The sequence below is a fragment of the Streptomyces sp. NPDC012888 genome, assembly GCF_042900645.1.
GTDB lineage: Bacteria > Actinomycetota > Actinomycetes > Streptomycetales > Streptomycetaceae > Streptomyces.
Map to the genome: position 1 here is coordinate 250,227 of NZ_JBIBBM010000008.1, position 26,373 is coordinate 276,599.

General features: G+C 75.1%; 23 protein-coding genes, 7 tRNA genes and 1 pseudogene. 18 read left to right on the forward strand and 13 right to left on the reverse strand.

Annotated features, from left to right (window positions below; all coding sequences use genetic code 11):
• Positions 1-133: 133 nt before the first annotated feature.
• The 3 genes from cobT to ACFY61_RS17030 all read left to right on the forward strand — a co-directional run bounded on the left by cobT (position 134) and on the right by ACFY61_RS17030 (position 6,347).
• Entirely contained in the window at positions 134-3,397 is a 3,264-nt protein-coding gene (gene cobT, locus ACFY61_RS17020; RefSeq protein ID WP_389472575.1) for a nicotinate-nucleotide--dimethylbenzimidazole phosphoribosyltransferase, read from the forward strand.
• A gap of 802 nt (positions 3,398-4,199) precedes the next feature.
• Entirely contained in the window at positions 4,200-5,432 is a 1,233-nt protein-coding gene (gene cobA / locus ACFY61_RS17025) for a uroporphyrinogen-III C-methyltransferase (protein WP_389472577.1), read from the forward strand.
• A 42-nt stretch (positions 5,433-5,474) separates the two neighbouring features.
• On the forward strand, positions 5,475-6,347 hold the full coding sequence (locus ACFY61_RS17030) for a TrmH family RNA methyltransferase (RefSeq protein ID WP_389472580.1): 873 nt from the start codon (positions 5,475-5,477) through the stop codon (positions 6,345-6,347).
• Between the two features lie 51 nt (positions 6,348-6,398).
• On the opposite strand, the gene ACFY61_RS17035 is transcribed toward ACFY61_RS17030, so the two are convergent.
• A complete protein-coding gene (locus ACFY61_RS17035; protein WP_389472740.1) occupies positions 6,399-7,607 on the reverse strand; it encodes a protein kinase in 1,209 nt (402 codons plus the stop codon).
• A gap of 590 nt (positions 7,608-8,197) precedes the next feature.
• Between ACFY61_RS17035 and ACFY61_RS17040 the strand changes: the two genes are divergently transcribed.
• The 3 genes from ACFY61_RS17040 to ACFY61_RS17050 all read left to right on the forward strand — a co-directional run bounded on the left by ACFY61_RS17040 (position 8,198) and on the right by ACFY61_RS17050 (position 10,426).
• Positions 8,198-8,389, forward strand: a complete 192-nt coding sequence (locus ACFY61_RS17040; protein WP_389472583.1) for a hypothetical protein — start codon at positions 8,198-8,200, stop codon at positions 8,387-8,389.
• A gap of 745 nt (positions 8,390-9,134) precedes the next feature.
• A complete protein-coding gene (locus tag ACFY61_RS17045; protein WP_389472585.1) occupies positions 9,135-10,043 on the forward strand; it encodes a phosphotransferase family protein in 909 nt (302 codons plus the stop codon).
• A gap of 98 nt (positions 10,044-10,141) precedes the next feature.
• Positions 10,142-10,426 (forward strand): zf-TFIIB domain-containing protein, encoded by a 285-nt coding sequence (locus ACFY61_RS17050; RefSeq protein ID WP_389472587.1) that lies wholly within the window; start codon positions 10,142-10,144, stop codon positions 10,424-10,426.
• Positions 10,427-10,477: 51 nt separating this feature from the next.
• Here the strand turns inward: ACFY61_RS17050 and ACFY61_RS17055 are convergent.
• From ACFY61_RS17055 to ACFY61_RS17075, 5 genes are all read right to left on the reverse strand, one after another.
• Positions 10,478-10,552, reverse strand: a tRNA-Val gene (locus ACFY61_RS17055).
• 52 nt (positions 10,553-10,604) lie between these two features.
• Positions 10,605-10,676 (reverse strand) — tRNA-Val (locus tag ACFY61_RS17060).
• 36 nt (positions 10,677-10,712) lie between these two features.
• Positions 10,713-10,784 (reverse strand) — tRNA-Val (locus tag ACFY61_RS17065).
• 1 nt (position 10,785) lies between these two features.
• Positions 10,786-10,859 (reverse strand) — tRNA-Cys (locus ACFY61_RS17070).
• A 39-nt stretch (positions 10,860-10,898) separates the two neighbouring features.
• Positions 10,899-10,971 (reverse strand) — tRNA-Gly (locus ACFY61_RS17075).
• Positions 10,972-11,173: 202 nt separating this feature from the next.
• On the opposite strand from ACFY61_RS17075, the gene ACFY61_RS17080 reads away from it, so the two are divergent.
• From ACFY61_RS17080 to ACFY61_RS17090, 3 genes are read left to right on the forward strand one after another with little or no spacing between them, the layout of a single operon-like run.
• Entirely contained in the window at positions 11,174-12,232 is a 1,059-nt protein-coding gene (locus ACFY61_RS17080) for a chorismate-binding protein (protein ID WP_389472590.1), read from the forward strand.
• On the forward strand, positions 12,229-13,053 hold the full coding sequence (locus tag ACFY61_RS17085; protein WP_389472593.1) for an aminotransferase class IV: 825 nt from the start codon (positions 12,229-12,231) through the stop codon (positions 13,051-13,053). The genes ACFY61_RS17080 and ACFY61_RS17085 overlap by 4 nt, the downstream gene beginning before the upstream one ends.
• Before the next feature lie 42 nt (positions 13,054-13,095).
• Positions 13,096-13,920, forward strand: a complete 825-nt coding sequence (locus ACFY61_RS17090) for a GNAT family N-acetyltransferase (protein WP_389472595.1) — start codon at positions 13,096-13,098, stop codon at positions 13,918-13,920.
• A 9-nt stretch (positions 13,921-13,929) separates the two neighbouring features.
• Here the strand turns inward: ACFY61_RS17090 and ACFY61_RS17095 are convergent, their stop codons facing one another.
• Positions 13,930-14,433, reverse strand: a complete 504-nt coding sequence (locus ACFY61_RS17095) for a DsbA family protein (protein WP_389472598.1) — start codon at positions 14,431-14,433, stop codon at positions 13,930-13,932.
• 146 nt (positions 14,434-14,579) lie between these two features.
• Here ACFY61_RS17095 and ACFY61_RS17100 point away from each other — a divergent pair, with 146 nt between their 5' ends.
• Positions 14,580-15,005 (forward strand): hypothetical protein, encoded by a 426-nt coding sequence (locus tag ACFY61_RS17100; RefSeq protein ID WP_389472601.1) that lies wholly within the window; start codon positions 14,580-14,582, stop codon positions 15,003-15,005.
• A gap of 158 nt (positions 15,006-15,163) precedes the next feature.
• Positions 15,164-15,334, forward strand: a complete 171-nt coding sequence (locus ACFY61_RS17105) for a hypothetical protein (RefSeq protein ID WP_389472603.1) — start codon at positions 15,164-15,166, stop codon at positions 15,332-15,334.
• 22 nt (positions 15,335-15,356) lie between these two features.
• Here the strand turns inward: ACFY61_RS17105 and ACFY61_RS17110 are convergent, their stop codons facing one another.
• Together ACFY61_RS17110 and ACFY61_RS17115 are read right to left on the reverse strand one after the other, a co-directional pair.
• Entirely contained in the window at positions 15,357-15,914 is a 558-nt protein-coding gene (locus ACFY61_RS17110) for a CGNR zinc finger domain-containing protein (protein WP_389472606.1), read from the reverse strand.
• A gap of 177 nt (positions 15,915-16,091) precedes the next feature.
• Entirely contained in the window at positions 16,092-16,505 is a 414-nt protein-coding gene (locus ACFY61_RS17115) for an SsgA family sporulation/cell division regulator (protein ID WP_030011909.1), read from the reverse strand.
• 177 nt (positions 16,506-16,682) lie between these two features.
• Here ACFY61_RS17115 and ACFY61_RS17120 point away from each other — a divergent pair, with 177 nt between their 5' ends.
• Positions 16,683-17,108: a TIGR02611 family protein gene (locus ACFY61_RS17120; protein WP_389472607.1), complete on the forward strand. Its 426-nt coding sequence runs from the start codon at positions 16,683-16,685 to the stop codon at positions 17,106-17,108.
• Between the two features lie 75 nt (positions 17,109-17,183).
• Positions 17,184-17,255: transfer RNA gene (locus ACFY61_RS17125), tRNA-Val, on the forward strand.
• Positions 17,256-17,327: 72 nt separating this feature from the next.
• Here the strand turns inward: ACFY61_RS17125 and ACFY61_RS17130 are convergent.
• Entirely contained in the window at positions 17,328-19,724 is a 2,397-nt protein-coding gene (locus tag ACFY61_RS17130) for an SCO7613 C-terminal domain-containing membrane protein (RefSeq protein ID WP_389472609.1), read from the reverse strand.
• 55 nt (positions 19,725-19,779) lie between these two features.
• Here ACFY61_RS17130 and ACFY61_RS17135 point away from each other — a divergent pair, with 55 nt between their 5' ends.
• Positions 19,780-20,235: an SRPBCC family protein gene (locus tag ACFY61_RS17135; RefSeq protein WP_389472611.1), complete on the forward strand. Its 456-nt coding sequence runs from the start codon at positions 19,780-19,782 to the stop codon at positions 20,233-20,235.
• A gap of 38 nt (positions 20,236-20,273) precedes the next feature.
• Positions 20,274-20,345: transfer RNA gene (locus tag ACFY61_RS17140), tRNA-Val, on the forward strand.
• A 106-nt stretch (positions 20,346-20,451) separates the two neighbouring features.
• Here the strand turns inward: ACFY61_RS17140 and ACFY61_RS17145 are convergent.
• Positions 20,452-21,177, reverse strand: coding sequence for a 3'-5' exonuclease (locus ACFY61_RS17145; RefSeq protein ID WP_389472613.1), 726 nt, complete (start codon positions 21,175-21,177; stop codon positions 20,452-20,454).
• A gap of 176 nt (positions 21,178-21,353) precedes the next feature.
• Here ACFY61_RS17145 and ACFY61_RS17150 point away from each other — a divergent pair, with 176 nt between their 5' ends.
• Positions 21,354-21,899, forward strand: coding sequence for a DUF4365 domain-containing protein (locus ACFY61_RS17150; RefSeq protein WP_389472615.1), 546 nt, complete (start codon positions 21,354-21,356; stop codon positions 21,897-21,899).
• On the forward strand, positions 21,899-23,098 hold the full coding sequence (locus ACFY61_RS17155; protein WP_389472618.1) for a hypothetical protein: 1,200 nt from the start codon (positions 21,899-21,901) through the stop codon (positions 23,096-23,098). The genes ACFY61_RS17150 and ACFY61_RS17155 overlap by 1 nt, the downstream gene beginning before the upstream one ends.
• A 42-nt stretch (positions 23,099-23,140) precedes the next feature.
• On the opposite strand, the gene ACFY61_RS17160 is transcribed toward ACFY61_RS17155, so the two are convergent.
• Positions 23,141-23,779, reverse strand: coding sequence for a DinB family protein (locus ACFY61_RS17160; RefSeq protein WP_389472743.1), 639 nt, complete (start codon positions 23,777-23,779; stop codon positions 23,141-23,143).
• Positions 23,780-23,833: 54 nt separating this feature from the next.
• Positions 23,834-24,232 (reverse strand): annotated as a pseudogene (locus ACFY61_RS17165) (GNAT family N-acetyltransferase); the annotation flags it as partial.
• A 124-nt stretch (positions 24,233-24,356) separates the two neighbouring features.
• Here ACFY61_RS17165 and thrS point away from each other — a divergent pair.
• The gene (thrS, locus tag ACFY61_RS17170) at positions 24,357-26,333 is read left to right on the forward strand and encodes a threonine--tRNA ligase (protein WP_389472621.1); all 1,977 of its coding nucleotides are present in this window, start codon (positions 24,357-24,359) and stop codon (positions 26,331-26,333) included.
• Positions 26,334-26,373: the final 40 nt, after the last annotated feature.

Here is a 26,373-nt window from a genome sequence, read left to right on the forward strand (position 1 = left end):
TAATGGCCGCCACGGAGGCGAACGGACGCGACAATGCTTAGTGGTTGTCGTCGGCGGCGGCACACGAGCTGTCCCGCCGCCGCACGGCACCGCCGGGCCAGGGAGAAGCACAACCGATGGGCGAGGGGTACGCATGACCGACACCGGCCAGGTTCCGGGCGAGGGCCTTCCGGACGAGGCGGGCATGGTGGATCAGCACGGCATCCCCGCGCCGGTCCCGGCACCGGGCGGCTACGCCTTCCAGGACCTCGCGGACAACCCCGGCGAGGACGAGGACGAACTGCTGCTGATGCCCAGCGGGCAGGGCAGCTGGAGCGACCCGCAGCTGGTGCCCCCGGTCCCGTCCTACCCGGTCGAGGGCTACGCCGAACCCGCCTACACGGAGTCCGCGTACGCCGAACCCGCGTACGCCGAACCGGCGTACGCCGACGGCGCGCACGAGGCCGGCGGCCGCGACTCCGGCTCGCTGGACCTCGGCGGACTCCGGGTCCCGCCGCCCGCCGCCCCGGCACCCGCCCCGGCCGCGCCCGTGGCCCCGCCCGCCCGCCGCCCCCTGCACATGGGCCCGCCGGTGCCCGACGCCTCCGCCGGCCTCGTGCGGTCCCTCGCCGACCGCGGCCCGGTGCAGCAGCCCGGCCCCGAGTACCTCGACATCCCGGTGCAGGCCGGCGCGCCCTGGGCACAGCAGCAGCCGCAGCAGCCGCAGTCCGAGGCCGTGGCGGTGGCGGTGGCGGAACAGCAGCCCGTGGCGGTCGCCGCACCCGAGTCCGTGCCCGCGCCCGAGCCCGTGCCCGCGCCCGAGCCCGTGGAGGCGGCCGCAGAAACGGTGGTGCAGGCCGCGGCGGAGCAGCCCGGGCCCGCCGAGGCCGGGCTGCTCGCGCAGGCCGTCCCCTACACCCCCGAGCCGGCCGAGCAGCAGCCCGCCGCGGCCGCCGAGTTCTTCACCGGCCCGGCCGAGCCGCAGCCGGACCAGCTCGCCGCGCCCGCGGCGGAGCCCGCCCCGGCCCAGCCGCAGCCCGAGGCCCTCGCGGAGACCGGCGGACCGGTCGCGCTGGACGGCGTCGTGCCCGCCCCGGAGACCGTGCCCGCGGCCGAGCCGGTCAACGCGCCGGCCGAGCCCGTCGAGGCGGCGCCGGAGCAGCCCGTCACCGCCGAGCAGCCCGTGCAGCCCGTGGCCGAGGCCCCGGCCGCCGAGCCGCCCGTCGCGCCGGTCCCGGCCGAGCCCGAGCCGGCGGCCGCCCCCGCCGAGCCCGCCCGCCAGCACGCGGAGCCGCAGGCCGCTCCGGCCGCCGAGGCCGTCGCCCCCGTCACCGTCCCCGCCGCCGCGCCGCCGGCCGCGCTGGCCGACGTACTCGTGGCCGGCGGGCCGCTGCCGGGCGCCCCGGCCCCCGCCGAGGACCCCGTAGCGGAGCAGCCGGTAGCGGAGCATCCGGTGGCCGAGCAGCCCGTGGCCGAAGAGCCGGCGGCCGAGCAGCCGGTGGCCGCGTCCACCGCCCCCTCCGAGCCGTCCACCGAGGACGACTTCGTCTTCGCGCCTCCGGCCGCCCCCGCGGCCGCCGCGGCCCCCGCCGAGGAGCCAGCCCAGCAGCCGGAGGCAGCCGAGGCCGCCCACCCCGCCGAGACCGCCGAGGCGGCCGCGCCCGAGCCGGTCGTCCCCTCCCCGGGCGAGCCGGCCCCCGGCTACGCCGACGCCGAGCGCGAGGCCATCCTCCGCGTCATGCGCGAACGCCGCGACATCCGCAACGGCTTCCGCACCGACCCGATCCCGCACGAGGTGCTGCTGCGCGTCCTCGAGGCCGCGCACACCGCCCCGAGCGTGGGCCACTCCCAGCCCTGGGACTTCGTCGTCATCCGTTCCGCCGATACCCGGCGGACCATGCACGAGCTGGCCCAGCGGCAGCGCGAGGCCTACGCCAAGTCCCTCCCCAAGGGCCGGGCCAAGCAGTTCAAGGAAATGAAGATCGAGGCCATCCTCGACACCCCGGTGAACATCGTGGTGACCGCCGACCCCACGCGGGGCGGCCGCCACACCCTGGGCCGGCACACCCAGCCGCAGATGGCCCCGTACTCCTCCGCCCTCGCCGTCGAGAACCTGTGGCTCGCCGCCCGTGCCGAAGGCCTCGGCGTCGGCTGGGTCTCCTTCTTCGACGAGCGCGAGATGGTCCGCGCCCTCGGCCTGCCGGAGCACCTCGAGGTCGTCGCCTACCTCTGCGTCGGCTACGTCGACGAGTTCCCCGACGAGCCGGAGCTGATGCAGGCCGGCTGGTCCAAGCGGCGCCCCCTGTCCTGGGTGGTGCACGAGGAGACGTACGGCCGCCGCGCGCTGCCCGGCGAGGAGCCGCACGACCTGCTCGCCGAGACCGTGGCCGGCATCCGCCCGCTGGACGCCAAGGCGCTCGGCGAGGCCTGGGAACGCCAGAAGCGGATGACGAAGCCCGCCGGCGCGCTCGGCATGCTGGAGATCATCTCGGCGCAGCTGGCCGGCCTGTCCCGGGTCTGCCCGCCGCCGATCCCGGAGCCGGCGGCGGTCGCGATCTTCGCGGGCGACCACGGCGTCCACGCCCAGGGCGTCACCCCCTGGCCGCAGGAGGTCACCTCGCAGATGGTGGCGAACTTCCTGGGCGGTGGCGCGGTGTGCAACGCGTTCGCCAACCAGGTCGGGGCCGAGGTCTGCGTGATCGACGTGGGCGTCGCCGGGGACCTCCCCGCCACCCCGGGCCTGCTCCCGCGCAAGGTCCGTCCGGGCACCGCCGACCTGGCCGTCGGCCCGGCGATGTCCCGCGAGGAGGCCGTCGCGGCGATCGAGGTGGGCATCGAGACGGCCCGCGACCTGGTCGCGGCCGGCAACAAGGCCCTCCTTACAGGAGAGATGGGCATCGCCAACACGACTCCGTCGGCGGCGCTGATCTCGGTCTTCACCGGGGTGGACGCCGCGGAGGTCACCGGCCGCGGCACGGGCATCAACGACGAGACCCACGCGCGCAAGGTGGACGTGGTCCGGCGCGCGCTGGAACTCCACCGCCCCGACCCGGAGGACCCCATCGGCGTCCTGGCCGCCATGGGAGGCCTGGAGCACGCGGCGATCGTCGGCCTGATCCTGGGCGCGGCCTCGCTCCGTACACCGGTCATCCTGGACGGCGTCAGCGCGGGCGCGGCCGCCCTGGTGGCCCGAGCCATCGCCCCGGAATCCCTCTCGGCGTGCATCGCGGGCCACCGCAGCGCGGAGCCGGGGCACGTGGCGGCCCTGAACAAGCTGGGCCTGCGGCCCCTGGTGGACCTGGACCTCCGCCTGGGCGAGGGCACGGGCGCCCTCCTGGCCCTGCCGCTGGTCCAGAGCGCGGCGCGGGCGATGCACGAGGTGGCGACGTTCGACTCCGCGGGCGTCACGGAAAAGTAGCCGCGGCGCGGGCGCTGCCCGCGCGCCCGGGTCCGGGCGGACCCCCCAGCCCGAGCGGCGCTCGAGCGGGCCCCGGGGAGCTCCGCCCGGCCACGTGGGGCGCCGCCCCACACCCCGCGCCTCAATCGCCGGCGAGGCTGGGATGACCCGGCGAGGGCATTGCCCGCGCAGCCGGGTCCGGGCGGACCTCCCAGCCCGAGCGGCGTTTGAGCGGGCCCGGCGGGAGCTCCGCCGGGCCACGTGGGGCGCCGCCCCACACCCCGCGCCTCAATCGGCGGCGAGGCTGAATGGGCCGGCGGGGCTGAACCTGCCGGCCGGGCTGGAGTGGCCCGGCGGGGGCGTTGCCCGCGCAGCCGGGTCCGGGCGGGCCAATCCAGCCCGAGCGGCGTTTGAGCGGGCCCGGCGGGAGCTCCGCCCGGCCACGTGGGGCGCCGCCCCACACCCCGCGCCTCAATCGGCGGCGAGGCTTGGGCCGGCGGGGCTGAACCTGCCGGCCGGGCTGGAGTGGCCCGGCGGAAGCGCTGCCCGCGCAGCCGCGCCCGGGCGGGGCATATCAAGCCCGAGCGGCGCTTGAGCGGGCCGGGCCAGGGCTCTGCCCGGTCAGATGCGCACCGCCCCGCCCCCCGCGCCTCGAGCGCCGGCGGAGCCAAAGGCCCCTCGCCCCCCAGTCGGCACCCCCCGCCCCCCGGGGCCGTATCGTGGACCCGCACGGCGTGAAACCGCACGTCACCCCGGACAAGGCCGCTCCAGCGACGCAGCGGCACGACAGAGACACACCGCCGCCCTCAGGAGCCGCCCAGCCATGGCCGACACCCCCGCCTACCCCGTAGGGCTCCGCCTCGCCGGTCGCCGCGTCGTCGTCATCGGCGGCGGTCAGGTCGCCCAGCGCCGCCTCCCCGCCCTCGTCGCGGCCGGCGCCGACGTCCTGCTGATCTCCCCCTCCGCCACCCCCTCCGTGGACGCCATGGCCGAGGCCGGCGAGATCCGCTGGGAGCGCCGCCGCTACCAGGACGGCGACCTCGCCGACGCCTGGTACGCGCTGATCGCCACCCAGCACCGCGAGGTCAACGAACGCGCCTCCGCCGAGGCCGAGCGCGAGCGCGTCTGGTGCGTCCGCGCCGACGACGCCTCCGCCGCCACCGCCTGGACCCCCGCCACCGGCCGCAGTGAGGGCGTCACCGTCGCCGTGCTGACCGGCAACGACCCGCGCCGCTCCGCCGCCGTCCGCGACGCCATCGTCGAGGGCCTGCGCGACGGTTCCCTCACCGCCCCCGCGCACCGCAACCCCGCCGGCACCCCCCGCGTCGCCCTCGTCGGCGGCGGCCCCGGCGACCCGGACCTGATCACGGTCCGCGGCCGCCGCCTGCTCGCCCAGGCCGACGTGGTCATCGCCGACCGGCTCGGCCCCCGCGACCTCCTCGCCGAACTCCCGCCGCACGTCGAGGTCATCGACGCGGCGAAGATCCCGTACGGCCGGTTCATGGCGCAGGAGGCCATCAACAACGCCCTCGTCGAGCACGCCCGCGCCGGGAAGGCCGTGGTCCGCCTCAAGGGCGGCGACCCGTACGTCTTCGGCCGCGGCATGGAGGAGCTCCAGGCGCTCGCCGAGGCCGGCATCCCCTGCACCGTGGTGCCGGGCATCTCCAGCTCCATCTCCGTGCCGGGCGCCGTCGGCATCCCCGTCACCCACCGGGGCGTGGCCCACGAGTTCACCGTCGTCAGCGGCCACGTCGGCCCCGACGACCCGCGCTCGCTCGTCGACTGGGAGTCCCTCGCCCGCCTCACCGGCACCCTGGTGATCCTCATGGGCGTGGACAAGATCGGCGCCATCGCCGCCGCCCTGGTCAAGCACGGCAAGCCGGCCGGCACCCCGGTCGCCGTCGTCCAGGAGGGCACCACCGCCGCGCAGCGCCGCGTGGACGCCACCCTCGCCACCGTCGGCGAGGTCGTCCTCGCCGAGGAGGTCCGCCCGCCCGCCGTCATCGTCATCGGTGACGTCGTGGCGGTCCACCCGCCGGCCCCCGCCGGCAACTGACCGACCGTTGGCACCACACCCAGGACAAGGCAGTATCACCCTGTGGCTGATCTCATCACCGTCGAGGACCCCGACGACCCGCGCCTGCGCGACTACACGGGCCTGACCGACGTCGAACTCCGGCGCCGCCGCGAACCCGCCGAGGGCCTGTTCATCGCCGAGGGCGAGAAGGTCATCAGACGGGCCAAGGACGCCGGGTACGAGATGCGCTCGATGCTGCTGTCCGCCAAGTGGGTCGACGTCATGCGCGACGTCATCGACGAGCTCCCGGCTCCCGTGTACGCGGTGAGCCCGGAGCTCGCCGAGCGCGTCACCGGCTACCACGTGCACCGCGGTGCCCTCGCCTCCATGCAGCGCAAGCCGCTGCCCACCGCCCAGGAGCTGCTCGCCGGCGCCCGTCGCGTGGTGGTCATGGAGGCGGTCAACGACCACACCAACATCGGTGCCATCTTCCGCAGCGCCGCGGCCCTGGGCATGGACGCCGTCCTGCTGTCCCCGGACTGCGCGGACCCGCTCTACCGACGCTCCGTCAAGGTCTCCATGGGCGCGGTGTTCTCCGTGCCGTACGCCCGCCTGGAGAGCTGGCCCAAGGGCCTGGACACGGTCCGCGAGGCCGGGTTCAAGCTGCTCGCGCTCACCCCGCACGAGAAGGCCTCGCCGATCGACGTCGCCGCACCGCACACCCTGGAGCGGGTGGCGCTGATGCTGGGGGCCGAGGGCGACGGCCTGTCCACGCAGGCGCTGGTCGCCGCCGACGAGTGGGTGCGCATCCCCATGGCGCACGGCGTGGACTCGCTGAACGTGGGCGCGGCCGCGGCCGTCGCCTTCTACGCGGTCGCGGGCCCGGGCCAGGGACCAGGAGAGGGCCAGGGACAGGGACAAGGCCAGGGCCAGGGCAGCCAGGACCCCGCCTGACCCACCCCACCCCACCCGGCCCGGGCCGGGCCGGGACCGGGGGGGAAGAGATCAGAGCTTCTGCGCCGCCGCGATGCCCAGCGCCACGACCAGCGTCACCACGACGAACACGATGAGCCGCTGCCGCAGCAGCCGCGGGTCCGCCGGACGCCCGGGCCTGCGCCCCGCCCCCGTGGTGCGCGCCGCCGGACGGGCCCCCGGACGCCCCCCGGGCCGGCTGCCGGTGCGGCCCGCCGTCGGGCGGGAGGCGGGGCCGGAGCCGGAGCCCTGGTTCCGCGGTGACGAGGGCCGGGAGTTCGGGCCGCCCTGCGGACGCGGCGCCGGAGTGGCGGCCGACCGCCGCTCGGTGCGCTGTTCGGCGTAGGCCTCGGGCAGCCGGCCGGTCGGCCGGTCCGCCTGCCGGGCCCGCTGGACCGGAGGCCGCCCGTCGTTCAGGCCCTGGGCCTCGCGGGCGGCGATCTCCTTGAGCCGCATCGACAGCTGGAGGGTGCTCGGCCGGTCCTCCGGGTCCTTGGCGAGGCAGGCGCGCACCAGCGGTGCCAGGGAGTCGGGCACCCCGTGCAGCTGCGGCTCCTCGTGCACCACGCGGTACAGCATCACCTCGGAACTGCCGTGTCCGAAGGGGGAGTCGGCGGTCGCCGCGTACGCGAGGGTGGCGCCCAGCGCGAACACGTCGGTGGCAGGGGTGACGGCCGCGCCGCGCACCTGCTCGGGTGCCAGGAAGCCGGGGGAGCCGACGGCGGTGCCGACGTGGGTGAGGGTGCTGGCGCCGGTGGCCCAGGCGATGCCGAAGTCGATGATCCGCGGCCCCTTGGGGGACAGCAGGATGTTCGACGGCTTGAGGTCCCGGTGCACCACACCGGCCTCGTGGACCGCCACCAGACCCTCCGACAGGGCGGCACCCACCGCCGCGATCTGCGCGGCGGTCAGCGGCCCCTCCTCGGCGACCCGGTCGTGCAGCGAGGGCCCGGGCACGTACTGGGTGGCGAACCAGGGACGCTCGGCCTCCAGGTCGGCCGCGACCAGCCGGGCGGTACAGCCGCCCCGGATCCGCCGGGCTGCGGACACCTCGCGGGCGAACCGCGACCGGAACTCCTGGTCCTCGGCCAGGTCGGGCCGGATGACCTTGAGCGCGACCCGCTGGCCGCGCCGGTCCGAACCCAGGTAGACCACGCCCATGCCGCCGGCACCGAGCCGCCGGTGCAGCCTGAACGAGCCGACGACACGCGGGTCCTCGCGCCGGAGCCGCATCATCGCCATGTCCACCCCGCTGACTGACCGGTCGTCCTGTTGACGTGGCACAGCTTACGGACCATCCGCCACGCGCGCTCAGAGGCCGCGCCCTCATCAGGAGATTCGATCGTCAGTACGGGCGGGGCCACTTGAGGGGTGCTCAGACGCACGGGTCGGTACGCCCTCCGCGGCGCGCGCACCCGCCAAAGATCCACCGCACAGCGGGGATTGGCGGAGAACGGCGGCGCGGGCGGGCTCGCGGTGGACGCCGGGCGCACGCCCCCGGCGCGCGGCGCGGCGCCCGACCGGGCGGGACGGCGGGGCGCGGCGGGCGGTCCGCGGCGCCTGCGCCGAAGTGATCGAAGTCACCCGGAGTGGTCAGCCGGTACCGGGTTCGGGGGTCTCCCCTCCGGGAAGACCCGCAGACCGGCCGCGCCGTCTCCACCCAGGGGAGTACACCGGCAGGTGCCCTGTCATCCTCCTGGAGGCCCGCCAAAGGGTACGGAGGCATGAGGACTCGGCCGCCCCGCGCTCCTACTGTTGTGGTCAAGCGGCGGGTGGCCATCTCGTCCCCCGAGGTCACTCACCCGCCGCTGCCGAAACCAAGGGAGAGGACCATGGCGCACATCGCAGGGCCGGGACGTAAGGCGTTCGCGTTCAACGCGCACCAGCCCGCGTCCGGCAAGCGGCACCCGCTGGTGGCCGCGGCCATGGTCATCCCCCTCGCCACCCTCCTGGTCGTCCTCTTCGGCGGCTGGGAACAGGTGGTGACACAGGCGTCGTCCGTGGGTGCGTTGCTGGGGCGCTGAGCGGCGCCCCGGGTCCGGGAGAGCGGCCCGGGCTTGGGACACGGCCCGTCAACCCCGTGGGGACGGGGGACGGCGGACGGCAGGTAAAGGGTGCTGGCCCGTGCGACTGGGGAGTCGCCCGGGCCAGCACCCTTTGCCCGTCCCCCAGCCCCGCCCGCCCCAATCGGCGGCGGGGCTGGAGCGGCCCGGCGGGGGCGTTGCCCGCGCGACCAAGTCCGGGCGGGCCTCCCAGCCCCGGCGGGGGCTCCGCCCGGCCACGTGGGGCGCCGCCCCACACCCCGCGCCTCAATCGCCGGCGAGGCTGAAATGGCTCGGCGGGGGCGTTGCCCGCGCGACCAAGTCCGGGCGGGCCTTGCAGCCCGAGCGGCGTTTGAGCGGGCCCGGCGGGGGCTCCGCGCGCCCTCGTGGGGCGCCGCCCCACACCCCGCGCCTCAATCGCCGGCGAGACTGGAGTGGCCCGGCGAGGCGGGATGGGCCGGCGGGGTCGGGTGCGCCGGCAGGGCTGGAGTGGCTCGGCGGGGTGTTGCCGCGCGACCAAGTCCCGGCGGGGCACCTCCAGCCCGAGCGGTGTTTGAGCGGGTCCGGCCGGGGCTCCGCCGGCCACGTGGGGCGCCGCCCCACACCCCGCGCCCGCCGAGCCCGACCGCGCCCGCCCGCCCCCGTCCGGAGCCGGGCGGTCCGCCGGGTCGGGGGAGGGCCGTAGGATCGGCGGGCCGGGCGAGGGGCGGCTGGAGGGGGACGTGACGTGGACGCTGGGCTGACCCGCGCGCTGGCCGCGCTGGCGCAGGGCACCGTCCCGGCCCCCCGCCCCGCCCCACCCCGCGTCCTCGCCGACCGCCCCGACGGCACGGTCGTCCGCGTCGGCGATGTCGTCGCCAAGGCCCACGCCCACGACACCGCCCGCGCCGCACTCGCCGCCCGCCTGGCCGTCGCCGCCAGCCCCGCGCTGTCCACCGTGCTGCTGCCCCCGCTGCGCCCGGCCGCCGCCGAGCTGCTCGGCCGTCCCGCAACCCTCTGGCCGTACGGGGCGCCCGTCGATCCGGAGCGCCCCGGGGACGCCCCCTGGGAGGCCGCCGCACGCCTGCTCGCCGCCCTGCACCGGACGCCGCTGGACCGCATGCCCGGCCCCGTCCCCCCGATGCGCGGCCCCGCCAAGCTGGCCCGTGCGCTGGAGCGCATGGCGGCCGCCGGGCCCGGCGCCGACGCACGCGCCGCCGCCGCGGTGCGCGCCGCAGCCCGTACCCTGCCCGCCTGGGCGAGGGACCAGGCGCCGCCCCCGCCGTCCCGCACCCTCTGCCACGGCGACCTGCACCTGGGCCAGCTGGTGCGCGTCCCGGCCGGCTGGCGGCTGATCGACGTCGACGACCTCGGCGTCGGGGCGCCGGCCTGGGACCTGGCCCGGCCCGCCGCCTGGTACGCCGCGGGCCTCCTCGACCCCGCCGTCTGGCTGCGCTTCCTCGACGCCTACCGCGCGTCCGGGGGCCCCGCCGCGGGCCCGCCCGGCACCGACCCGTGGCCGGAACTGGAGGCGGCCGCCCGGGCCTTGACCGTGCAGACCGCCGCGACCGCCGTGGCCAAGGCGGCCGAAGAGGGCCGCGGACTCGACGACGTGGAAAGGGCGATGACCGACACTTGTGGCCGAATAGCTACATGACCAGCGGAGTTGGAGCCGGTACCTCCGTCGTAGGGTGAGCGTCATGTCGCCGGGCATCTTTCCGGTGACGACGTCCCACGGCGAGGAGTGAGCCGATCATGCAGTGCCCGAAGTGTCACGCGATGATGCACACGTACAACCGCAGCGGTGTCCAGATCGAGCAGTGCAGCGGCTGCCGCGGCATCTTCCTGGACTACGGAGAGCTGGAGGCCCTGACCCGTCTGGAGAGCCAGTACGGCCAGGTCCCGCCGCCGCCGGCGCCGCCCGCCTACCCGGCGCAGCACGCCGCTCCCGCGCCCGCCTGGGGCGCCCCGCAGCACCACGGCCACCACGGCCACGGCCACGGCCACCGCGGCTTCGGCCGGATGCTCTTCTCCTCCTGACCCGGGGGAACGCGAAAGCCCCGGCCGTGGAGACGGCCGGGGCTTGTCGGGTGGTGCGCGATACTGGGATTGAACCAGTGACCTCTTCCGTGTCAGGGAAGCGCTCTCCCGCTGAGCTAATCGCGCGGGTGCACGAGCCACCGCCGACGCCGGAAGCGCCAGGGTGCCGCGTACTGCGTGCGCGATACTGGGATTGAACCAGTGACCTCTTCCGTGTCAGGGAAGCGCTCTCCCGCTGAGCTAATCGCGCGGGCGGATCCGTGGATCCGGGACCCGGGGGTCCCAGTGGACGATACTGGGATTGAACCAGTGACCTCTTCCGTGTCAGGGAAGCGCTCTCCCGCTGAGCTAATCGTCCTTGGAGGTGGAGACGGGATTTGAACCCGTGTAGACGGCTTTGCAGGCCGTTGCCTCGCCTCTCGGCCACTCCACCAGGAGTGAATGCAGGGGTTCGGGATGATCCCCCACATCGAGCGGACGACGAGATTCGAACTCGCGACCCTCACCTTGGCAAGGTGATGCTCTACCAACTGAGCCACGTCCGCATGTCGCCGTGTTGCTTGGGGTTGTTTTCCTTCGCTCCCCGGCGACGTGTTGAACTCTAGCGGATTCCCGGGCCAGCTCAAAAACGCGTTTCCGCAGCGTGCTGCCGCTCGATCACCACAGGTCACACGGCCGTCACCGCGGAGGCCGCCTCCTCCCGCCGCTCACCGGCGCCTTTCGGACACCGGCCCTAGACTCACAGCCGTGCAAGACCTGCAGCCCATGGCCCGCTTCGGCGGCCTCCTCGCGACCGACCTCCGCGACGTCACCCACGACCCCGCCGCCCTCGACTCCACCGGGTTCTGGGCGGTCGCGGCAGACTTCGAGGGGCGGCTGACCTGCGCCCGTTTCGGCGACGTACGCCCGGACCCGGTCCCGGCCCCCGCCCCCGGTGCCTGGCTGGGCCCGGCCGCCGAGGACTGGACCTCCTCGCTCGACCGGTCCGGCTACGTCTCCGGAGTGCGGCGCATCCGCGAGCACATCGCGGCGGGGGAGGTCTACCAGGCCAACCTGTGCCGCGTGCTGTCCGCGCCACTGCCGCGGCCGGAGACCGCCGACGTGGACGCGCTGACCGCGCGGCTGGCGCGAGGCAACCCGGCCCCCTATGCAGGAACGATTCGGCTCCCGGCGCACGGCGTCGAGATCGCCACCGCCTCCCCGGAGCTCTACCTCCGCCGCTCCGGCCGGTACGTCGAGTCCGGCCCGATCAAGGGGACCGGCCGCACCGCCGACGACCTGCTGGAGAAGGACCACGCCGAGAACGTCATGATCGTCGACCTGGTCCGCAACGACCTCGGCCGCGTCTGCACCACCGGCTCCGTCACCGTCCCCGAGCTGTGCGCCATCGAGGAGCACCCGGGCCTGGTCCACCTGGTCTCCACGGTCAGCGGCGAACTCGCCGCCGGAGCCGGCTGGCCCGAGCTGCTCGCCGCCACCTTCCCGCCCGGCTCCGTCACGGGCGCCCCCAAGTCCTCCGCCCTGCGGATCATCGAGGCCCTGGAGACCGCCCCGCGCGGCCCCTACTGCGGCGGCATCGGCTGGGTGGACGCCGACCGCGGCACCGCCGAGCTCGCCGTCGGCATCCGCACCTTCTGGATCGACCGCCGCGGTCCCGGCGGCCCGCGCCTGCTGTTCGGCACCGGCGCCGGCATCACCTGGGGCTCAGACCCCGAACGCGAATGGGCGGAGACCGAACTCAAGGCGGCCCGGCTGCTCGCGGTAGCGTCGGGTACGTACGAGGCGAGTGGAGGGACCGTACGGTGAGGATCTGGCTCGACGGAGCGCTGCGGGACACCGACAGCGCGGTGGTGTCCGTGTTCGATCACGGGCTGACGGTGGGGGACGGCGTCTTCGAGACGCTGAAGGCGCAGGACGGCAAGGCGTTCGCCCTGACCCGGCACCTGGAACGGCTGACCCGGTCGGCGCGCGGCCTCGGCCTGCCCGACCCCGACCACGACGAGGTGCGGCGGGCCTGCGCGGCCGTGCTGGAGGCGAACCCGGTGCCGCTCGGCCGGCTCCGCGTCACCTACACGGGCGGCCTCTCGCCGCTCGGCTCCGACCGCGGCGAGGAGGGCCCCACCCTGGTCGTCGCGCTCGGCGAGACCACCCGGCGCCCGGACACCACCGCCGTGATCACCGTCCCCTGGGTGCGGAACGAGCGCAGCGCCATCGCCGGGCTGAAGTCCACCTCGTACGCCGAGAACGTGGTCGCGCTGGCGCAGGCGCACCGGTCGGGGGCCTCCGAGGCGCTGTTCGGCAACACCGTCGGACGGCTCTGCGAGGGCACCGGTTCGAACGTCTTCGTCGTCCTGGACGGCGAGCTGCACACCCCGCCGGTGTCCTCGGGCTGCCTGGCCGGCATCACCCGGGAGCTCGTCGTGGAGTGGGCCGGCGCCAAGGAGACCGACCTGCCGATGTCCGCCCTGGACGAGGCCGAGGAGATCTTCCTGACCTCCACCCTCCGCGACGTGCAGGCCGTCCACCGGATCGACGGGCGGGAACTGGGCGGGGCCACGCCCGGCCCGGTCACCGCCGAGGCGGCGCGGATCTTCGACGAGCGCTCCGGGGCAGACCTCGACCCGTAAAAGGGGCTGACGTGCCGCCGCGGGGTGGGTAGAACATCCCTGATGACCACCACCCTGCGGCCGAGCGGGCCGCCCCAGGAGAACGGCGCGGGCGCGCGCTCCCGCCCGTACGAGGTCCGCGTCAACAGCCGTCGGGTCGGCTCGCTGCTGCTCGCCAACGACACGCCCTTCGGGCCGTACGTCGGCGAGATCCGCGACCTCGTGATCGACGAGCGGGACCGGCGCCGTGGCCGCGGCACGGTGGCCGCGCTGGCGGCCGAGGAGGTGTTGCGCTCCTGGGACTGCCGCCGGGTCAGGATCCGCGTGCCGGCCGACGCGGCCGCCGCGCTCCGGCTGGCGACCGCCCTCGGCTACGTCGAGAACAGCCGGAACATGGTCAAGGAACTCCCGGCCGAACCGCCGGCCCTTCCCGCCGGGACGCAGGCCCGCCCGATGACGGAGGCCGAGTACGGCACCTGGCTGGAGCGGGCGATCGAGGGGTACGCCGAGGACTGGCGCAGCCGCGGCATGCCCGCCGAGGCCGCCCGGGCCAAGTCCCTGGCCGACCACGCCCAGTCGCTGCCCCGGGGCCTGCACACCCCGGGCGCCGACCTGCTGGTGCTGGAGGCGGACGGCGAACGGGTCGGCAACCTGTGGCTGGCCCACAAGGACGGCGGCGCGTACGTCTTCGACGTCGAGGTGGCGGCCCCGCACCGCGGCCGGGGCCACGGCCGGAGCCTGATGCTGCTGGCCGAGCGCACCGCGCTCGCCGCCGGCTCACGGAACCTGGGCCTCCAGGTCTTCGCGGGCAACACCCCGGCGCGCCGCCTCTACGACTCGCTCGGCTACCGCTCCACCTTCCTCAACTGCGCGAAGGACCTCCTCTAGGCACGTCCGTCAGCCCCGGTCGGCGGCCAGCAGCCGGTCGGCGATCTCCTCGACGCGGGCGCGCAGGCCCTCCTGGGACTTGCCGCCGTCCAGCCGCTCCCCGCCGATCACGTAGGTCGGGGTGCCGGTCACGCCGATGGCCTTGCCCTCGGCCTGGTCGGCGTCCACGACCAGGATGTGCCGGCCGTCGATCAGCGCGGTGTCCAGCTCCTCGGCGTCCAGCGACAGCTCGCGGGCCACGTCGAGCAGCAGCGCCTCGCCGCGCTCGCCCAGCTCCGCGGTCCGGGCCAGGACGGCCTCGGCGAAGTCCCAGCCGCGGCCCTGCTCCGCCGCCTCCTCGGCGGCCTGAGCGGCCGCGAAGGCGTGCTTGTGCTTCTCCAGCGGGAAGTGGCGCAGAACGATGTCCAGCCGGTCCCCGTAACGGGCGCGCAGGGCGCGCACGTCGTCGAGGGCGGTGTGGCAGTCCGGGCACTGGAGTTCGCACCAGACTTCGAGAACGACGGAATGGGTCATGGGGACAGTCTCCCAGCCCGCCCGGGGGAGGAGGCACGACCCCGAGATCTCCCGGAGATCCGCCCCGCGGACCGCCGCACCGTGGCCGCGCCGCCCGCCGCCGGTGCAGGATGGAGGCGACGAACCGTACAGGTCTGGAGGACCGCATGCTTGCCGAGACCATCTGCTCCGCGGTGTCCGCGGCGGGCCTGGGCATCGCCGCGATCACGGCGTACCGGCGGCGGTTCCTCGCCGCGACCCGGATCGCCGCCTACTCCCTCGTGCCCGTCGGCCTGGTCCTGACCGGCGCGGTGGAGTGGCTGTCCGGGGTCGTCTTCGACCCGGCCGTCTGGGCCGGCCTCGGCCTGCTCGGCCTGGCCTGGCTGCTGCTGCTCACCACCCGTGCCGTGGAGCGCCGCGGCCGTGGCCGCGGCGGGAAGGCCCCCGAGGCGGTGGCGAAGGGTGCCCCGCAGCCCCGGGCGGTCGCTCCGACCGCCTCGGACCCGCGGCCCCCGGCGAAGCCCCGGGGCCGGGCCGCCGCGGAGGACGACTTCTCCGACATCGAGGCGATCCTGAAGAAGCACGGGATCTGACCGTCGCGCGGCGCACCGGCCCGCCGATCGCAGGTGATCACGGGCCGGTCCGGCTCGGACGGACGCCGGTCAGGAAGTGCGGTGTTTCGCGAACTACCGAGCGAACACGGGCGTGTTGAGGGGAGGGGGGTGGGCGGCTGCGCCATCATCGGCGCGACATGCTCGACACATCACAGGGCGAGCCGCCCGGGCGGTTGTCCGTCCCCGCCGCCGCCGAGGAACCCCGCGGGTGCCTGTTCGCGCTCTCCCAGCCGCCACTGATGATCTTCCTGGCGGTGATCGGGACCCTGCTGCTGCTCGCCGCCGTGCACGACCTGTTCCTGCTGTGAACCGGGCCGTGGCCAGACGGCCCTACTCGGCCGCTTCCTTGCGCCGGGCCCGGTACGCGGCCACGTGCAGCCGGTTCCCGCAGGTCCGGCTGTCGCAGTAGCGGCGGGACCGGTTCCGGGAGAGGTCGACGAAGGCGCGCCGGCAGTCCGGCGCCTCGCAGCGGCGCAACCGTTCCTGCTCGCCCGAGACCACGATGAACGCCAGCGCCATGCCGCCGTCCGCCGCCAGGTGGTCGCCCACCGAGGCGCCCGGCGCGAAGTAGTGCACGTGCCAGTCGTAGCCGTCGTGGTCGGTCAGCTGCGGAGTGGTGCCGGCCGTCGCCACCAGCTCGTTGATCAGCACGGCGGCCGCCCGCGGGTTCCGCGCGGAGAACACCTGCGAGAACTTCCCCCGCACCGTCCGCACCCCGGCGAGGTCGCGGGCCCCGAGCTCGCCGACGTCGCTGATGGAATGCTCGTTCACGAACGCCCGCAGGGCGCCCAGGTCCGGCAGCCCGTCCGGCTGGTCGGACTCGGGAGCGGTGTTCACCAGGGCGACGACCACGTCGAGGGCCCGGCGGGTGTCGTGAGGAATCTGCACGTGGCCGACTCTAGCGCTTCGCCGGAAAATCGCACCGGCGCTGTTCCCGTGGACGGTTTCCACGGGAACAGCGCCGGTGCGCAACTGTGCGGGGGCGGTCCGACTCGCACCGTCGCCCCGAGTCGGACGGTGTCGAGCGGTGGTCGGGCTGGGCTGGGCCGGTCCGGTCGGACGCAGTCAGCTTTCAGCCAGGATGTGGGAGAGCTCCTTGTCGAGGTCGAAGTGCCGATGCTCGGTCCCTGGTGGAACCGCGGCGTCCGTCCGCTTCAGGAAGGACTCCAGCGCCCGGGCGGGGGCTTCGAGCAGCGCTTCCCCCTCCGGGGAGCTCAGGGCGATGCAGACGACGCCCTGGCCGTGGCTTCGGGACGGCCAGACCCGGACGTCTCCGGTACCGGTGGGCCGGTGCAGGCCCTCCGCGAGGAGGTCGCGGGCGAAGACCCACTCGACCGTCTCCTCGGCGCCGGTGTGGAAGGTGGCGTGCACGGCGTAGGGGTCGGCCGTGTCATACCGCAGGCCCGCGGGAACAGGCAGTGAGGACTCGCTCGACACAACGAGGCGCAGGTGCAGCTCGCAGCTGACCGTGGTGTTCATAAGCGCCAGGGCCTTTCGCTCAGTGTGCGCTCGGGGATTCGCACGTCGGCGAAATCGACATGCCACCTACGGTGCCGTTGTAAACCCCTCTGACCGTTTTGCGGACCTTCGGGTCCCTCGGACGGCGGATCCAAACGGCGATTCCGGTGTGCTTCCGGCTCCGGTAGATTCGAGCGCATGGATACGGGGAGTGACGAAGGCAAGACCACCGGAACGCCCGACGCGGAGCCGCCGCTCGGCTCGCGGGCGCCCGACTTCATCAAGGCGCGCAGGACCCTCCACCTCAGCTGGCAGGTCGGCGTGTTCGTCGTCGGCCTCGCCGTCGTCGGCACGGGCATCGTGCTGCTGCCCCTGCCGGGCCCCGGCTGGGTGATCATCTTCGCCGGCATGGCGATCTGGGCCACCGAGTTCGTCTGGGCCCAGCTGGTGCTGCGCTGGACCAAGCGCAAGGTCACCGAGGCCGCCAAGAAGGCCCTCGACCCCAAGGTCCGCCGCCGCAACATCATCCTGACCACGGCGGGCCTGGTGATCGCGGGCACCCTGCTCGGGTTCTACCTGTGGAAGTACGGCATGACCATGCCGTGGGACCTCCCGGACCAGTGAGCGCCGCCCGCCGCGCCCTGTGCCGGACGGTGGTCGGCAGCACCGCTGACATGCGGTAATGTTTGCGGTGCGCCCGGGCGATTAGCTCAGTGGGAGAGCGCTTCGTTCACACCGAAGAGGTCACTGGTTCGAACCCAGTATCGCCCACCCGGACGAAGGCCCGGAGACCGAGAGTCTCCGGGCCTTCGGCGTTCCCCGGCCCGGTCCCGCGCCCGGCGGCTACCCCAGCCGCCCCAGCGCCCGCCTCAGCCGGCGCGCGTCCCGCAGCCGCCGCTCGTACGTCGCCCCCACCGCCAGCAGCAGCAGGCCCGCCAACGCGGGCGGGAGCCAGCGCGGCAGCGCGTCCACCACCTGCACCACCACCGGCGTCAGCTCGTGCAGCGCGTCCAGCGCCAGCACCGCCCCGCCCAGCAGCAGCGGCGCCTGGAGCCGCCACCGAGCCCCCGCCAGCGTCACCGCCAGCGCCGCCACCCCCAGCAGCAGCGGCCGCAGCCAGTGCGCGTCCCCCCAGGCCGCCACCAGGCTGGGCACCAGCGTCGCCGCCAGCCCCGGCCCGTACGCCGCCCAGGACCCGGCCCCCGGGTCCCGACGCCGCCGCAGCAACCCCACCACCAGCGCCGGAACCGTCACCGGCAGCGTGTACGCCTCCGGCACCGCCACCCCCGACGCGGCCAGCCGCACCCAGGTGGCCGCCACGAACAGCACCCCGGCCGCCCAGCCCACCCGGCGCCGGTCCCCCCGTACCGCCGCACCCGCGCAGACCACCCCGGCCAGCGCCAGCAGCAGCGCCAGCCAGGACGGCTCCCCGGCCGCCAGGAGCACCGCCACCGCCGCCACGACCGCGGCCGCCACCTCCACCGGCACCCGCACCACCGCGGCCCGCCCGGACGGCGGACGCATCGCCACCGCGGCCGGCACCACCAGCACCAGCAGCCCCCACACGTGCACCGGCAGCCCCCACAGCGCCCCCAGCGCCGCCGACAGCCCCGCCGCGCACCCCACGGCCCCCACCGCCGCCACGGACCGCGCCACCCGCCCCGCAGCCCCGTACAGCGCCCCAACGGCCCCCGCCGCGCCCAGCACCGCCGGCACCGCGAACGTCGCCACACGGCCGTCCAGCGCCGCCAGCGCCACCACCGGCGCGCCGACCGCGGCGCACACCCCGGCAGCCACCCGCACACCCGGCCCGCGCCACCACAGGGCCGCCGCAGCCCCGGCCAGCACCACCGCCGTCCCCGCCGCGGTCACCACCGCCGCCGGCAGCCCCCACGCCGCCGGCGCCACGAACAGCCCGGCCCAGCCGGCCACCACCGCCACCGGAACCGCGCACGCGCCCACCCGCCCCGGAACCCGGGCCACACCCGCAGCGGCCACCGCCACCAGCAGCAGCACCACCGGCACCGCCGCACCCGGCCACAGCACGACCACGCCCGGCGTCGACCCGGCCCACACCTCGGTCACCGCCCCCAGCCGGGACACCACCAGCAGCACGGCCGCCGGAGCCGCCGCCACCACCGCCAGCCCCGCCACGGCCGCCCCGGCCGCCGCCACGCCCAGCCGCACCGGCCGCGGCACCCGCCCCGCACCCACGACCGGCACCAGCGGCAGCGCCACCACCAGGTACGCCACCACCAGCCAGTCCGACTCCAGCGGCGGCCGCAGCACCCCGCCCACCGCGCCCACCACCGCGAACCCGCCCGCCGCCGCGGCCGCACCCGCCGCCGGCACGGACCCGGCCGCCCGCCAGGCCACCGCCACGCACCCGGCCGCCACCGCCGCCAGCAGCGCCCCCGAGGGCACCGCGGCCGACCCGCCCCCGGCACCCGCCGACAGCACCAGCCCCAGCAGCAGCACCGCCGCACCCAGAACCGCCCCGGACACCCCGGCACACCACCGGACCACCTTCCGCGGCCGGACCCACACCGCGAGCGCGCCGTCCAGCGCCGCCGTCACCAGCAGCGCCCAGCCCACCCCGAGCGCCCCCGCCGACGAGGCGAGCGCCGCCAGAGGCAGCGGGAGCTGCGCCGCCACCACCGCCACCGGCAGCGGCAGCCGGAGCCCGCGCAGCGCCTGGCCGTAGCCCGCCCACACCGCCGCCAGCACGGCCGCCGCCCCCGCCGCGTACGCCGTACCGTCCACCCCCGGCGTCCCCACCGCGTACACGGCGTACGCGTCCAGCACCGTCAGCGTGAACCCCACGCCCGCCACCGCGTCGGCCGTGGACCGCAGCCCCCGGCGCAGCAGCACCGCGGGAGCCGCCAGCGCCCCGGCCGTCACCGCGCCCAGCACCGCCGCGCGGCCACCGATGCCCATCGAGCCCCAGCTCACCAGCGTGAACGCGAGCGCCGCCACGGCCAGCAGCACCGCACCCAGCACCAGCAGCACGTTCTGCGCACCCGGACCCGAAGCCTCCGGACCCGGACCCCGACCGGGAACCGAGCCTCGAACCGGAGCCGCGCCCGGAACCGGAGCCGGGCCCTGAGCCGCGCCCGCAGCCCGCAGCACCTCCAGCAACCAGGCCCGGCGCCGCAGCAGATGCGCACGGTGGGCGTCGAGTCGGGCCAACTCGCGGTCGACCAGGGCCAGCTCCTCGGCCGGCGGCAGGGCGTTCTCCATGCCCGCAGTGTGGTGCCGCTCACAGCCCCGGCACATGGGTACGGATACTCAATCCATGGACTGGAGTCACTACCGTTTCCACAGCGTCTGGTACCTGGCCGCCCCGCCCGCCCGCGTCTACGCCACCCTGGAACGCACCGCCGAATACCCGCACTGGTGGCCCCAGATCCGCCGCGTCGAACCCGACCCGCGGGACGGGCGCTCCGGCACCGCCGTCTTCCGCTCCCTCCTCCCGTACGACCTGCGCGTCACCGTCACCGCCCGGCGCACCGACCCCGGCGGCGGGGTGCTGGAGGCGGCGCTGGGCGGCGACCTCGAAGGGTGGGTGCGGTGGACCCTGCTGCCGGCCCCGGCCGGCGGCACCCGCGCCGTCTACGACCAGGAGGTCGTCGTCCGCAAGCCCCTGATGCGGCGGCTGGCCGTCCCCGGGCGGCCCTTCTTCCGGCTCAACCACGCCCTGATGATGCGCTCCGGACGCCGCGGCCTGGCCGCCCGGCTGGAAGCGGTTTGAACGAACCTCCACGGGCCTGTATGGTTCAGTGCGTTCCCGGGCGATTAGCTCAGCGGGAGAGCACTTCGTTCACACCGAAGGGGTCACTGGTTCGATCCCAGTATCGCCCACCGGGAGAGGCCGGTCCGTCTCAGACGGACCGGCTTTTTCGTTGCCCCGTACGCCCGTTCCGCGCGGCCACCTCGGCCGGTGACGCGGGTGCGGCGGGTACGTGCCTCACGCGGCAGTCGGCAGGTCCGGGCGCAGCGGCCAGTGCGGGTCCACCGCCTCCTCCGTACCGTTGCGCGCGAACCACGCCTGCAGGCCCCGCGCCTGAGCCGCGTGCCACACCGCCTGCAGGGTGTGCAGCTCCGCCGGGCTCAGCCGCTCCAGCCGCGAGGCGAACCGGCGGCCCACCGCCCGCACCACCTCCAGCGAGGCCAGCGCGTCCGCCGCCGCGTCGTGCGCCTCCGCCAGCTCTATCCCGTAGTGCGCACAGAGGTCCGTCAGCGTCCGGCGGCCCTTGCGGTACCGGTCCAGGTGCTTGTCCAGCACCCGCGGATCCAGCACCGTCAGGGGTCGGTTGTCCAGGTACCGGGACAGCGACGAGGCGCGGTGCCGCCGCAACTCCCGGTCCAGCAGCGTCAGGTCGAACGGCGCGTTCATCACCACCACCGGCCGCCCCGCCACCTGCTGCTCCGCCAGCGACCGGGCTATCTCCTCCATCACCGGCGCCGGCCACCGCCCGTTGCGCCGGAGGTGATCGTCCGTCAGGCCGTGAACCCCGGTGGCCTCGGCGGGCACCGGCACGCCCGGATTGACCAGCCAGCGGGTCGCCCGGGCGCGACCCCCCGCACACTCCTGGACGACGATCGCGGCGGACACGATGCGGTCCTCCTCGACGTCCACTCCCGTTGTCTCCGTGTCGAATGCGGCCAGCGGCCCCTCATACCAGCGCGTCATGGCGAACTCCTCGTCCCCGAAGGGCAGGCGCGGCCTGCCCGCCTGCCTGATACCCGGCAGGTTTGCCCCGTACGCCGTTTGCGCGGAGCCGCGTGCGGAGACAACACCGGTGGGGGACCGTACGGGTGAGCGGTCGTCAGAATCCGGCCAGACGAGCCTGGAAGGCATGGGGAGCCATGGCGCTCGCGCATCCCGAGCCGGGTGAGGTCCTGCGCGGCAGCCTCGCCACCACCGCCTGCATGGAGACCCTCCAGGTGGGCTACCTGCACGCCGTCGCGGCGGCCGCCGGCTGCTCGCTCTCCCAGCCGTTCCCCGACAACGGCATCGACTGGCACGTCAGCCACGGCGCCGCCGAACACGTCGTCGACGACGAGGTGACCATCAAGGTGCAGCTCAAGGCCACCTACCAGACAGCGGCGGACCCGCCCGGCCCCACCTTCGCCTTCACCCTCGACAACGAGCACCTGGTGAAGCTGGCCCGCACGCCGGTCGCCGTCCCCAAGATCCTCGTGGTGATGCTCGTACCGAGACGGCGCGACGACTGGCTGCGCGCCGCCCACGACCGGCTCGCCCTGCGGCACTGCTGCTACTGGACCAACCTGGCCGGACACCCCGTCACAGGCCGGCGCCGGACCACCGTCCGGATCCCCACCACACGGATCTTCGACGACCGGGCGCTGTGCGAGATCATGACCCGGGTCGGGTCGGGAGGGACACCCTGATGCACTGGCACCCAGCCCATCTCGAACCAGTACCGGCGGACCTCGCCGAGCCCGACCTCGCCGGGCCCGCCGACGGACCCGACGCGGCCCTCGTCGACCCCGCCGTGCTCGGCGCCCTGCTGCACCGGCACGGCTGGCAGCGGCGCGGCGGCCCGCCCGGCCGGTACGGCCGCTGGACCCCGCCCGGCCGGCCCGGCACCAGCGTCCTCGTCCCGGAGGACCGCTCCTTCCCGGACTGCGGCGACCTGCTGGAGGAGGCCCTCACCGCGCTCTCCCGCAGCGGACTGCCCTCGGCCCGGGAGGTGCTGTACGGGCTGGCCGTACCCAGCGACGAGGTCCGCTGGACCCGCGAGACCGCCGCCGGCACACAGGCCACCTGGAGCGCCCAGGAGCAACTCCGTTCCGCCGCGCACCGGATGCTCCTCGCCGGAGCGCTCGCGGACCGGGCCCGGGCCGGCTACCACGGCGCCCGCAACCGCGGACAGGCCCGCCGGGCGCTCGAAGGGGTGCTGGTCGGGCCGGCTCCGGGCGGGCGGCGGCTCACCGCGTACGTACCCGTCGACGGCGGCCGGGGCATCGTCACCCGGCTCCACCACGCGCTGCACGCCGCCCGCGAGGCCGTGGACTACCGGCGCGCGACCGGCGGCATGGACGCCTTCGACAGCGCGGTCGGGGCCGGCGTCAGCCGGGAGCTCGCCGAGGCCCTGATCGCGCTGGTCCGCGGCTCCGAGGGAGCCCGGATCGGGCTGGCCTGGGCGCCGGCCGCCGGGGTGCCCGCCGGCTGCGCGGCCCGGCCCGAGCCGGTCGAGTTCTCGCCGGGGGACCTGCCGGTGCTCCGCGAGGCGGCCGCGCGGTACACCCGGCACGAGCCGGCCGTGCCGGTGCGGCTCACCGGGACCGTGGTCCGGATGCGGCGCTCGGCGGCCGGCGGCGGGGGAGCGGTCCGGATCCGGGTGCTGGCCGGGGCGGACGTCCCGTACGTACGGGCGGTGCTCGGCGAGGAGGCCTACCGGACGGCGGGCCACGCCCACCTGGACGGGCTGCCGATCCGCATCGCGGGACGGCTCCAGCGGCGCGGCGGCTTCCGGCGGCTGACGGGGGCCACGGGGGTGGTGCCGGTCGCGCTGGACGCGGTGGAGCGGGACCGCCTGCTCAAGTCCCTCCACGAGGAGGACCCCCCGGACCTGCCGGACGCGTAGCCCACCTCGGGCGGCCGCCCAGCGCAACGACTGCCCGCACCTTCAGGCGGTGGACGCGTACAGGTCGCGGAGGAGGGCGATCTCCGCCCCGTGGTGGAGGACCTCCTGGTTCACCCACCACACGGTCTCCAGGAACGGGTCCTCCGGATCGCTCCCGTACGGGTACGCGCTGTGCCCCACCGTGTCCAGCGCCGCCTCGTCCGCGCCCAGCAGCGTCCGCCGCCACGCGGCCGAAGCCTCCTGGTACGCCGCCACCGCGGCCGCCGCGTCACCGGCGACCTCGAACGACTCGCGGGTCAGCGAGCGGCTCCCCGAGGTGTGGTCCGCGCGCAGCAGCAGCATCTCCGTCAGGTGGGACAGCCGCCAGGCCAGCGTCGTGAACGGCGGCGGCTCCGGGTGCGGGGCCGGCGCGGCGTCCCGGCCCCAGGCGCCCCGGCCGGTGAGCAGCGTGGCCCGGGCCCCCGGCCCGTCCGTGCGCCGCCGGACCGACCAGCAGCCCGGCACCGGCTCCCACAGGTATTCGGCGTCGGTCAGCGGGCTGTTCCCGACCCCCGTCCCGTTGCCGCTGTCGCGGACCGGCGCCACCAGCCGGTCCAGCAGCCGCCCGCTCGCGTGGTCGAACTGCTCCAGCAGCGGCAGCAGCCGCGGCGGCACGGTCCCCGGCCGCCGGAAGGACGCCATCACCAGCCCGGGCACGGGGGAGAAGTCCTCTCCCCGGACCAGCCCCAGCCGCTCGTACAGCGCGACGGCGGGCCCGTTCGCCGCGCCCGTGGTCACCGTCACCGCGCGCCCGGCGGCCTCCCCGTCCAGCAGCCGGCGCAACAGCCGCGAGCCGATGCCGCGCCGGAACCACCCCGGAGCCACGCAGAGCCGGTCGACGGACACCCCGCCGCCCGCGGCCGGCTGCCAGGCCACGAAGCCGGCCACCTCCCCGTCCGGCCCGAGCGCGCCCAGCCAGCGCAGCGGCTGCGCCCGCATCGCCGCCAGGTCCTCGCCCAGCGCGGGAATCCCGTCGAAGCCGATCAGCGCGGCCTCCACGGCATAGGAGTCACGGCCCACCCGGTGAACCCGGCGGGCGGTCCCCTCGTCGGACAGGTCCAGCGCGCGCAGCCGTATACCGTCAGTCTGTTCCATCCGGTCGAAGCTACCGGCCGGGCCGGGCCCGCCCTAACCGTTTAGCGGACGGCCCGCCCCGCTCGGTACGATTCAGGCGCGCGCAGTGACCGCTGCGGCACCCCCCATCAGTCAGGAGAGACCGGTGTCAGACGTCCGTGTGATCATCCAACGCGATTCCGAGCGGGAAGAGCGCGTGGTGACCACGGGCACCACTGCGGCCGACCTCTTCTCCGGTGAGCGCACCGTGATCGCCGCCCGCGTCGCCGGCGAGCTCAAGGACCTGTCGTACGAGGTCCGGGACGGCGAGGCCGTCGAGCCGGTGGAGATCTCCTCCCCGGACGGCCTCGACATCCTGCGCCACTCCACCGCGCACGTCATGGCCCAGGCCGTGCAGGAGCTCTTCCCCGAGGCCAAGCTGGGCATCGGCCCGCCGGTCCGGGACGGCTTCTACTACGACTTCGACGTCGCCAGGCCCTTCACCCCCGATGACCTCAAGGCCATCGAGAAGAAGATGCAGGAGATCCAGAAGCGGGGGCAGAGGTTCTCCCGCCGCGTGGTCAGCGACGAGGCCGCCCGCGAGGAGCTCGCGGACGAGCCGTACAAGCTGGAGCTCATCGGCATCAAGGGCTCGGCCTCCACCGACGACGGCGCGAACGTCGAGGTCGGTGCCGGCGAGCTGACCATCTACGACAACCTGGACGCCAAGACCGGCGAGCTGTGCTGGAAGGACCTCTGCCGCGGTCCGCACCTGCCCACCACCCGGAACATCCCGGCGTTCAAGCTGATGCGCAACGCGGCCGCCTACTGGCGCGGCAGCGAGAAGAACCCGATGCTCCAGCGCATCTACGGGACCGCCTGGCCCTCGAAGGACGAGCTGAAGGCGCACCTCGACTTCCTCGCCGAGGCCGAGAAGCGCGACCACCGCAAGCTCGGCAACGAGCTGGACCTGTTCTCCATCCCGGACGAGATCGGCTCCGGCCTCGCCGTCTTCCACCCCAAGGGCGGCATCATCCGCCGCACCATGGAGGACTACTCGCGCCGCCGGCACGAGGAGGAGGGCTACGAGTTCGTCTACTCCCCGCACGCCACCAAGGGCGCGCTCTTCGAGAAGAGCGGCCACCTGGACTGGTACGCGGAGGGCATGTACCCCCCCATGCAGCTCGACGGTGGTACCGATTACTACCTCAAGCCCATGAACTGCCCGATGCACAACCTGATCTTCGACGCGCGCGGCCGCTCCTACCGCGAACTGCCGCTGCGCCTGTTCGAGTTCGGCACCGTGTACCGGTACGAGAAGTCGGGCGTGGTCCACGGCCTGACCCGGGCCCGCGGCTTCACCCAGGACGACGCGCACATCTACTGCACCCGTGAGCAGATGGCCGACGAGCTCGACCGCACCCTCACCTTCGTGCTCAACCTGCTGCGCGACTACGGCCTGACCGACTTCTACCTGGAGCTGTCCACCAAGGACGAGACCAAGTTCGTCGGCTCGGACGAGGTCTGGGAGGAGGCCACCGCGGTCCTCCAGCAGGTCGCCGAGAAGCAGGGCCTCCCGCTGACCCCCGACCCGGGCGGCGCCGCGTTCTACGGCCCGAAGATCTCCGTGCAGGCGCGCGACGCCATCGGCCGCACCTGGCAGATGTCGACCGTCCAGCTCGACTTCAACCTCCCGGAGCGTTTCGACCTGGAGTACACCGCGGCCGACGGCTCGCGCCAGCGCCCGGTCATGATCCACCGCGCGCTGTTCGGCTCGATCGAGCGCTTCTTCGCGGTACTGCTGGAGCACTACGCGGGCGCCATGCCGCCGTGGCTGGCCCCGGTCCAGGCGGTCGGCATCCCGATCGGCGACGCGCACGTCGAGTACCTGCAGGAGTTCGCCGCCGAGGCGAAGAAGAAGGGCCTGCGGGTCGAGGTGGACGCCTCGTCCGACCGCATGCAGAAGAAGATCCGGACCTGGCAGAAGCAGAAGGTCCCGTTCATGATCATCGTCGGCGACGAGGACATGGCTGCGGGCACGGTCTCCTTCCGCTACCGCGACGGTTCGCAGGAGAACGGCATCCCCAAGGACGAGGCCCTCGCCAAGCTGGTCAAGGTCGTCGAGGACCGCGTCCAGGTCTGACGGCCGGGCTCCGCAAGAGGACCGTACGAGGAACGTACGA

Excerpts from the sequence above, each read along its gene's own strand:
- ACFY61_RS17135 (WP_389472611.1), top strand. The coding sequence starts at position 19,780 with ATGGACTGGAGTCACTACCGTTTCCACAGCGTCTGGTACCTGGCCGCC.
- ACFY61_RS17050 (WP_389472587.1), top strand. The coding sequence starts at position 10,142 with ATGCAGTGCCCGAAGTGTCACGCGATGATGCACACGTACAACCGCAGC.
- ACFY61_RS17105 (WP_389472603.1), top strand. The coding sequence starts at position 15,164 with ATGCTCGACACATCACAGGGCGAGCCGCCCGGGCGGTTGTCCGTCCCC.
- ACFY61_RS17145 (WP_389472613.1), bottom strand. The coding sequence starts at position 21,177 with ATGACGCGCTGGTATGAGGGGCCGCTGGCCGCATTCGACACGGAGACA.
- ACFY61_RS17130 (WP_389472609.1), bottom strand. The coding sequence starts at position 19,724 with ATGGAGAACGCCCTGCCGCCGGCCGAGGAGCTGGCCCTGGTCGACCGC.
- cobA (WP_389472577.1), top strand. The coding sequence starts at position 4,200 with ATGGCCGACACCCCCGCCTACCCCGTAGGGCTCCGCCTCGCCGGTCGC.
- ACFY61_RS17100 (WP_389472601.1), top strand. The coding sequence starts at position 14,580 with ATGCTTGCCGAGACCATCTGCTCCGCGGTGTCCGCGGCGGGCCTGGGC.
- ACFY61_RS17155 (WP_389472618.1), top strand. The coding sequence starts at position 21,899 with ATGCACTGGCACCCAGCCCATCTCGAACCAGTACCGGCGGACCTCGCC.
- cobT (WP_389472575.1), top strand. The coding sequence starts at position 134 with ATGACCGACACCGGCCAGGTTCCGGGCGAGGGCCTTCCGGACGAGGCG.
- ACFY61_RS17120 (WP_389472607.1), top strand. The coding sequence starts at position 16,683 with ATGGATACGGGGAGTGACGAAGGCAAGACCACCGGAACGCCCGACGCG.
- ACFY61_RS17150 (WP_389472615.1), top strand. The coding sequence starts at position 21,354 with ATGGCGCTCGCGCATCCCGAGCCGGGTGAGGTCCTGCGCGGCAGCCTC.
- ACFY61_RS17095 (WP_389472598.1), bottom strand. The coding sequence starts at position 14,433 with ATGACCCATTCCGTCGTTCTCGAAGTCTGGTGCGAACTCCAGTGCCCG.
- ACFY61_RS17040 (WP_389472583.1), top strand. The coding sequence starts at position 8,198 with ATGGCGCACATCGCAGGGCCGGGACGTAAGGCGTTCGCGTTCAACGCG.
- ACFY61_RS17035 (WP_389472740.1), bottom strand. The coding sequence starts at position 7,607 with ATGGCGATGATGCGGCTCCGGCGCGAGGACCCGCGTGTCGTCGGCTCG.
- ACFY61_RS17115 (WP_030011909.1), bottom strand. The coding sequence starts at position 16,505 with ATGAACACCACGGTCAGCTGCGAGCTGCACCTGCGCCTCGTTGTGTCG.
- ACFY61_RS17160 (WP_389472743.1), bottom strand. The coding sequence starts at position 23,779 with ATGGCGTCCTTCCGGCGGCCGGGGACCGTGCCGCCGCGGCTGCTGCCG.
- ACFY61_RS17090 (WP_389472595.1), top strand. The coding sequence starts at position 13,096 with ATGACCACCACCCTGCGGCCGAGCGGGCCGCCCCAGGAGAACGGCGCG.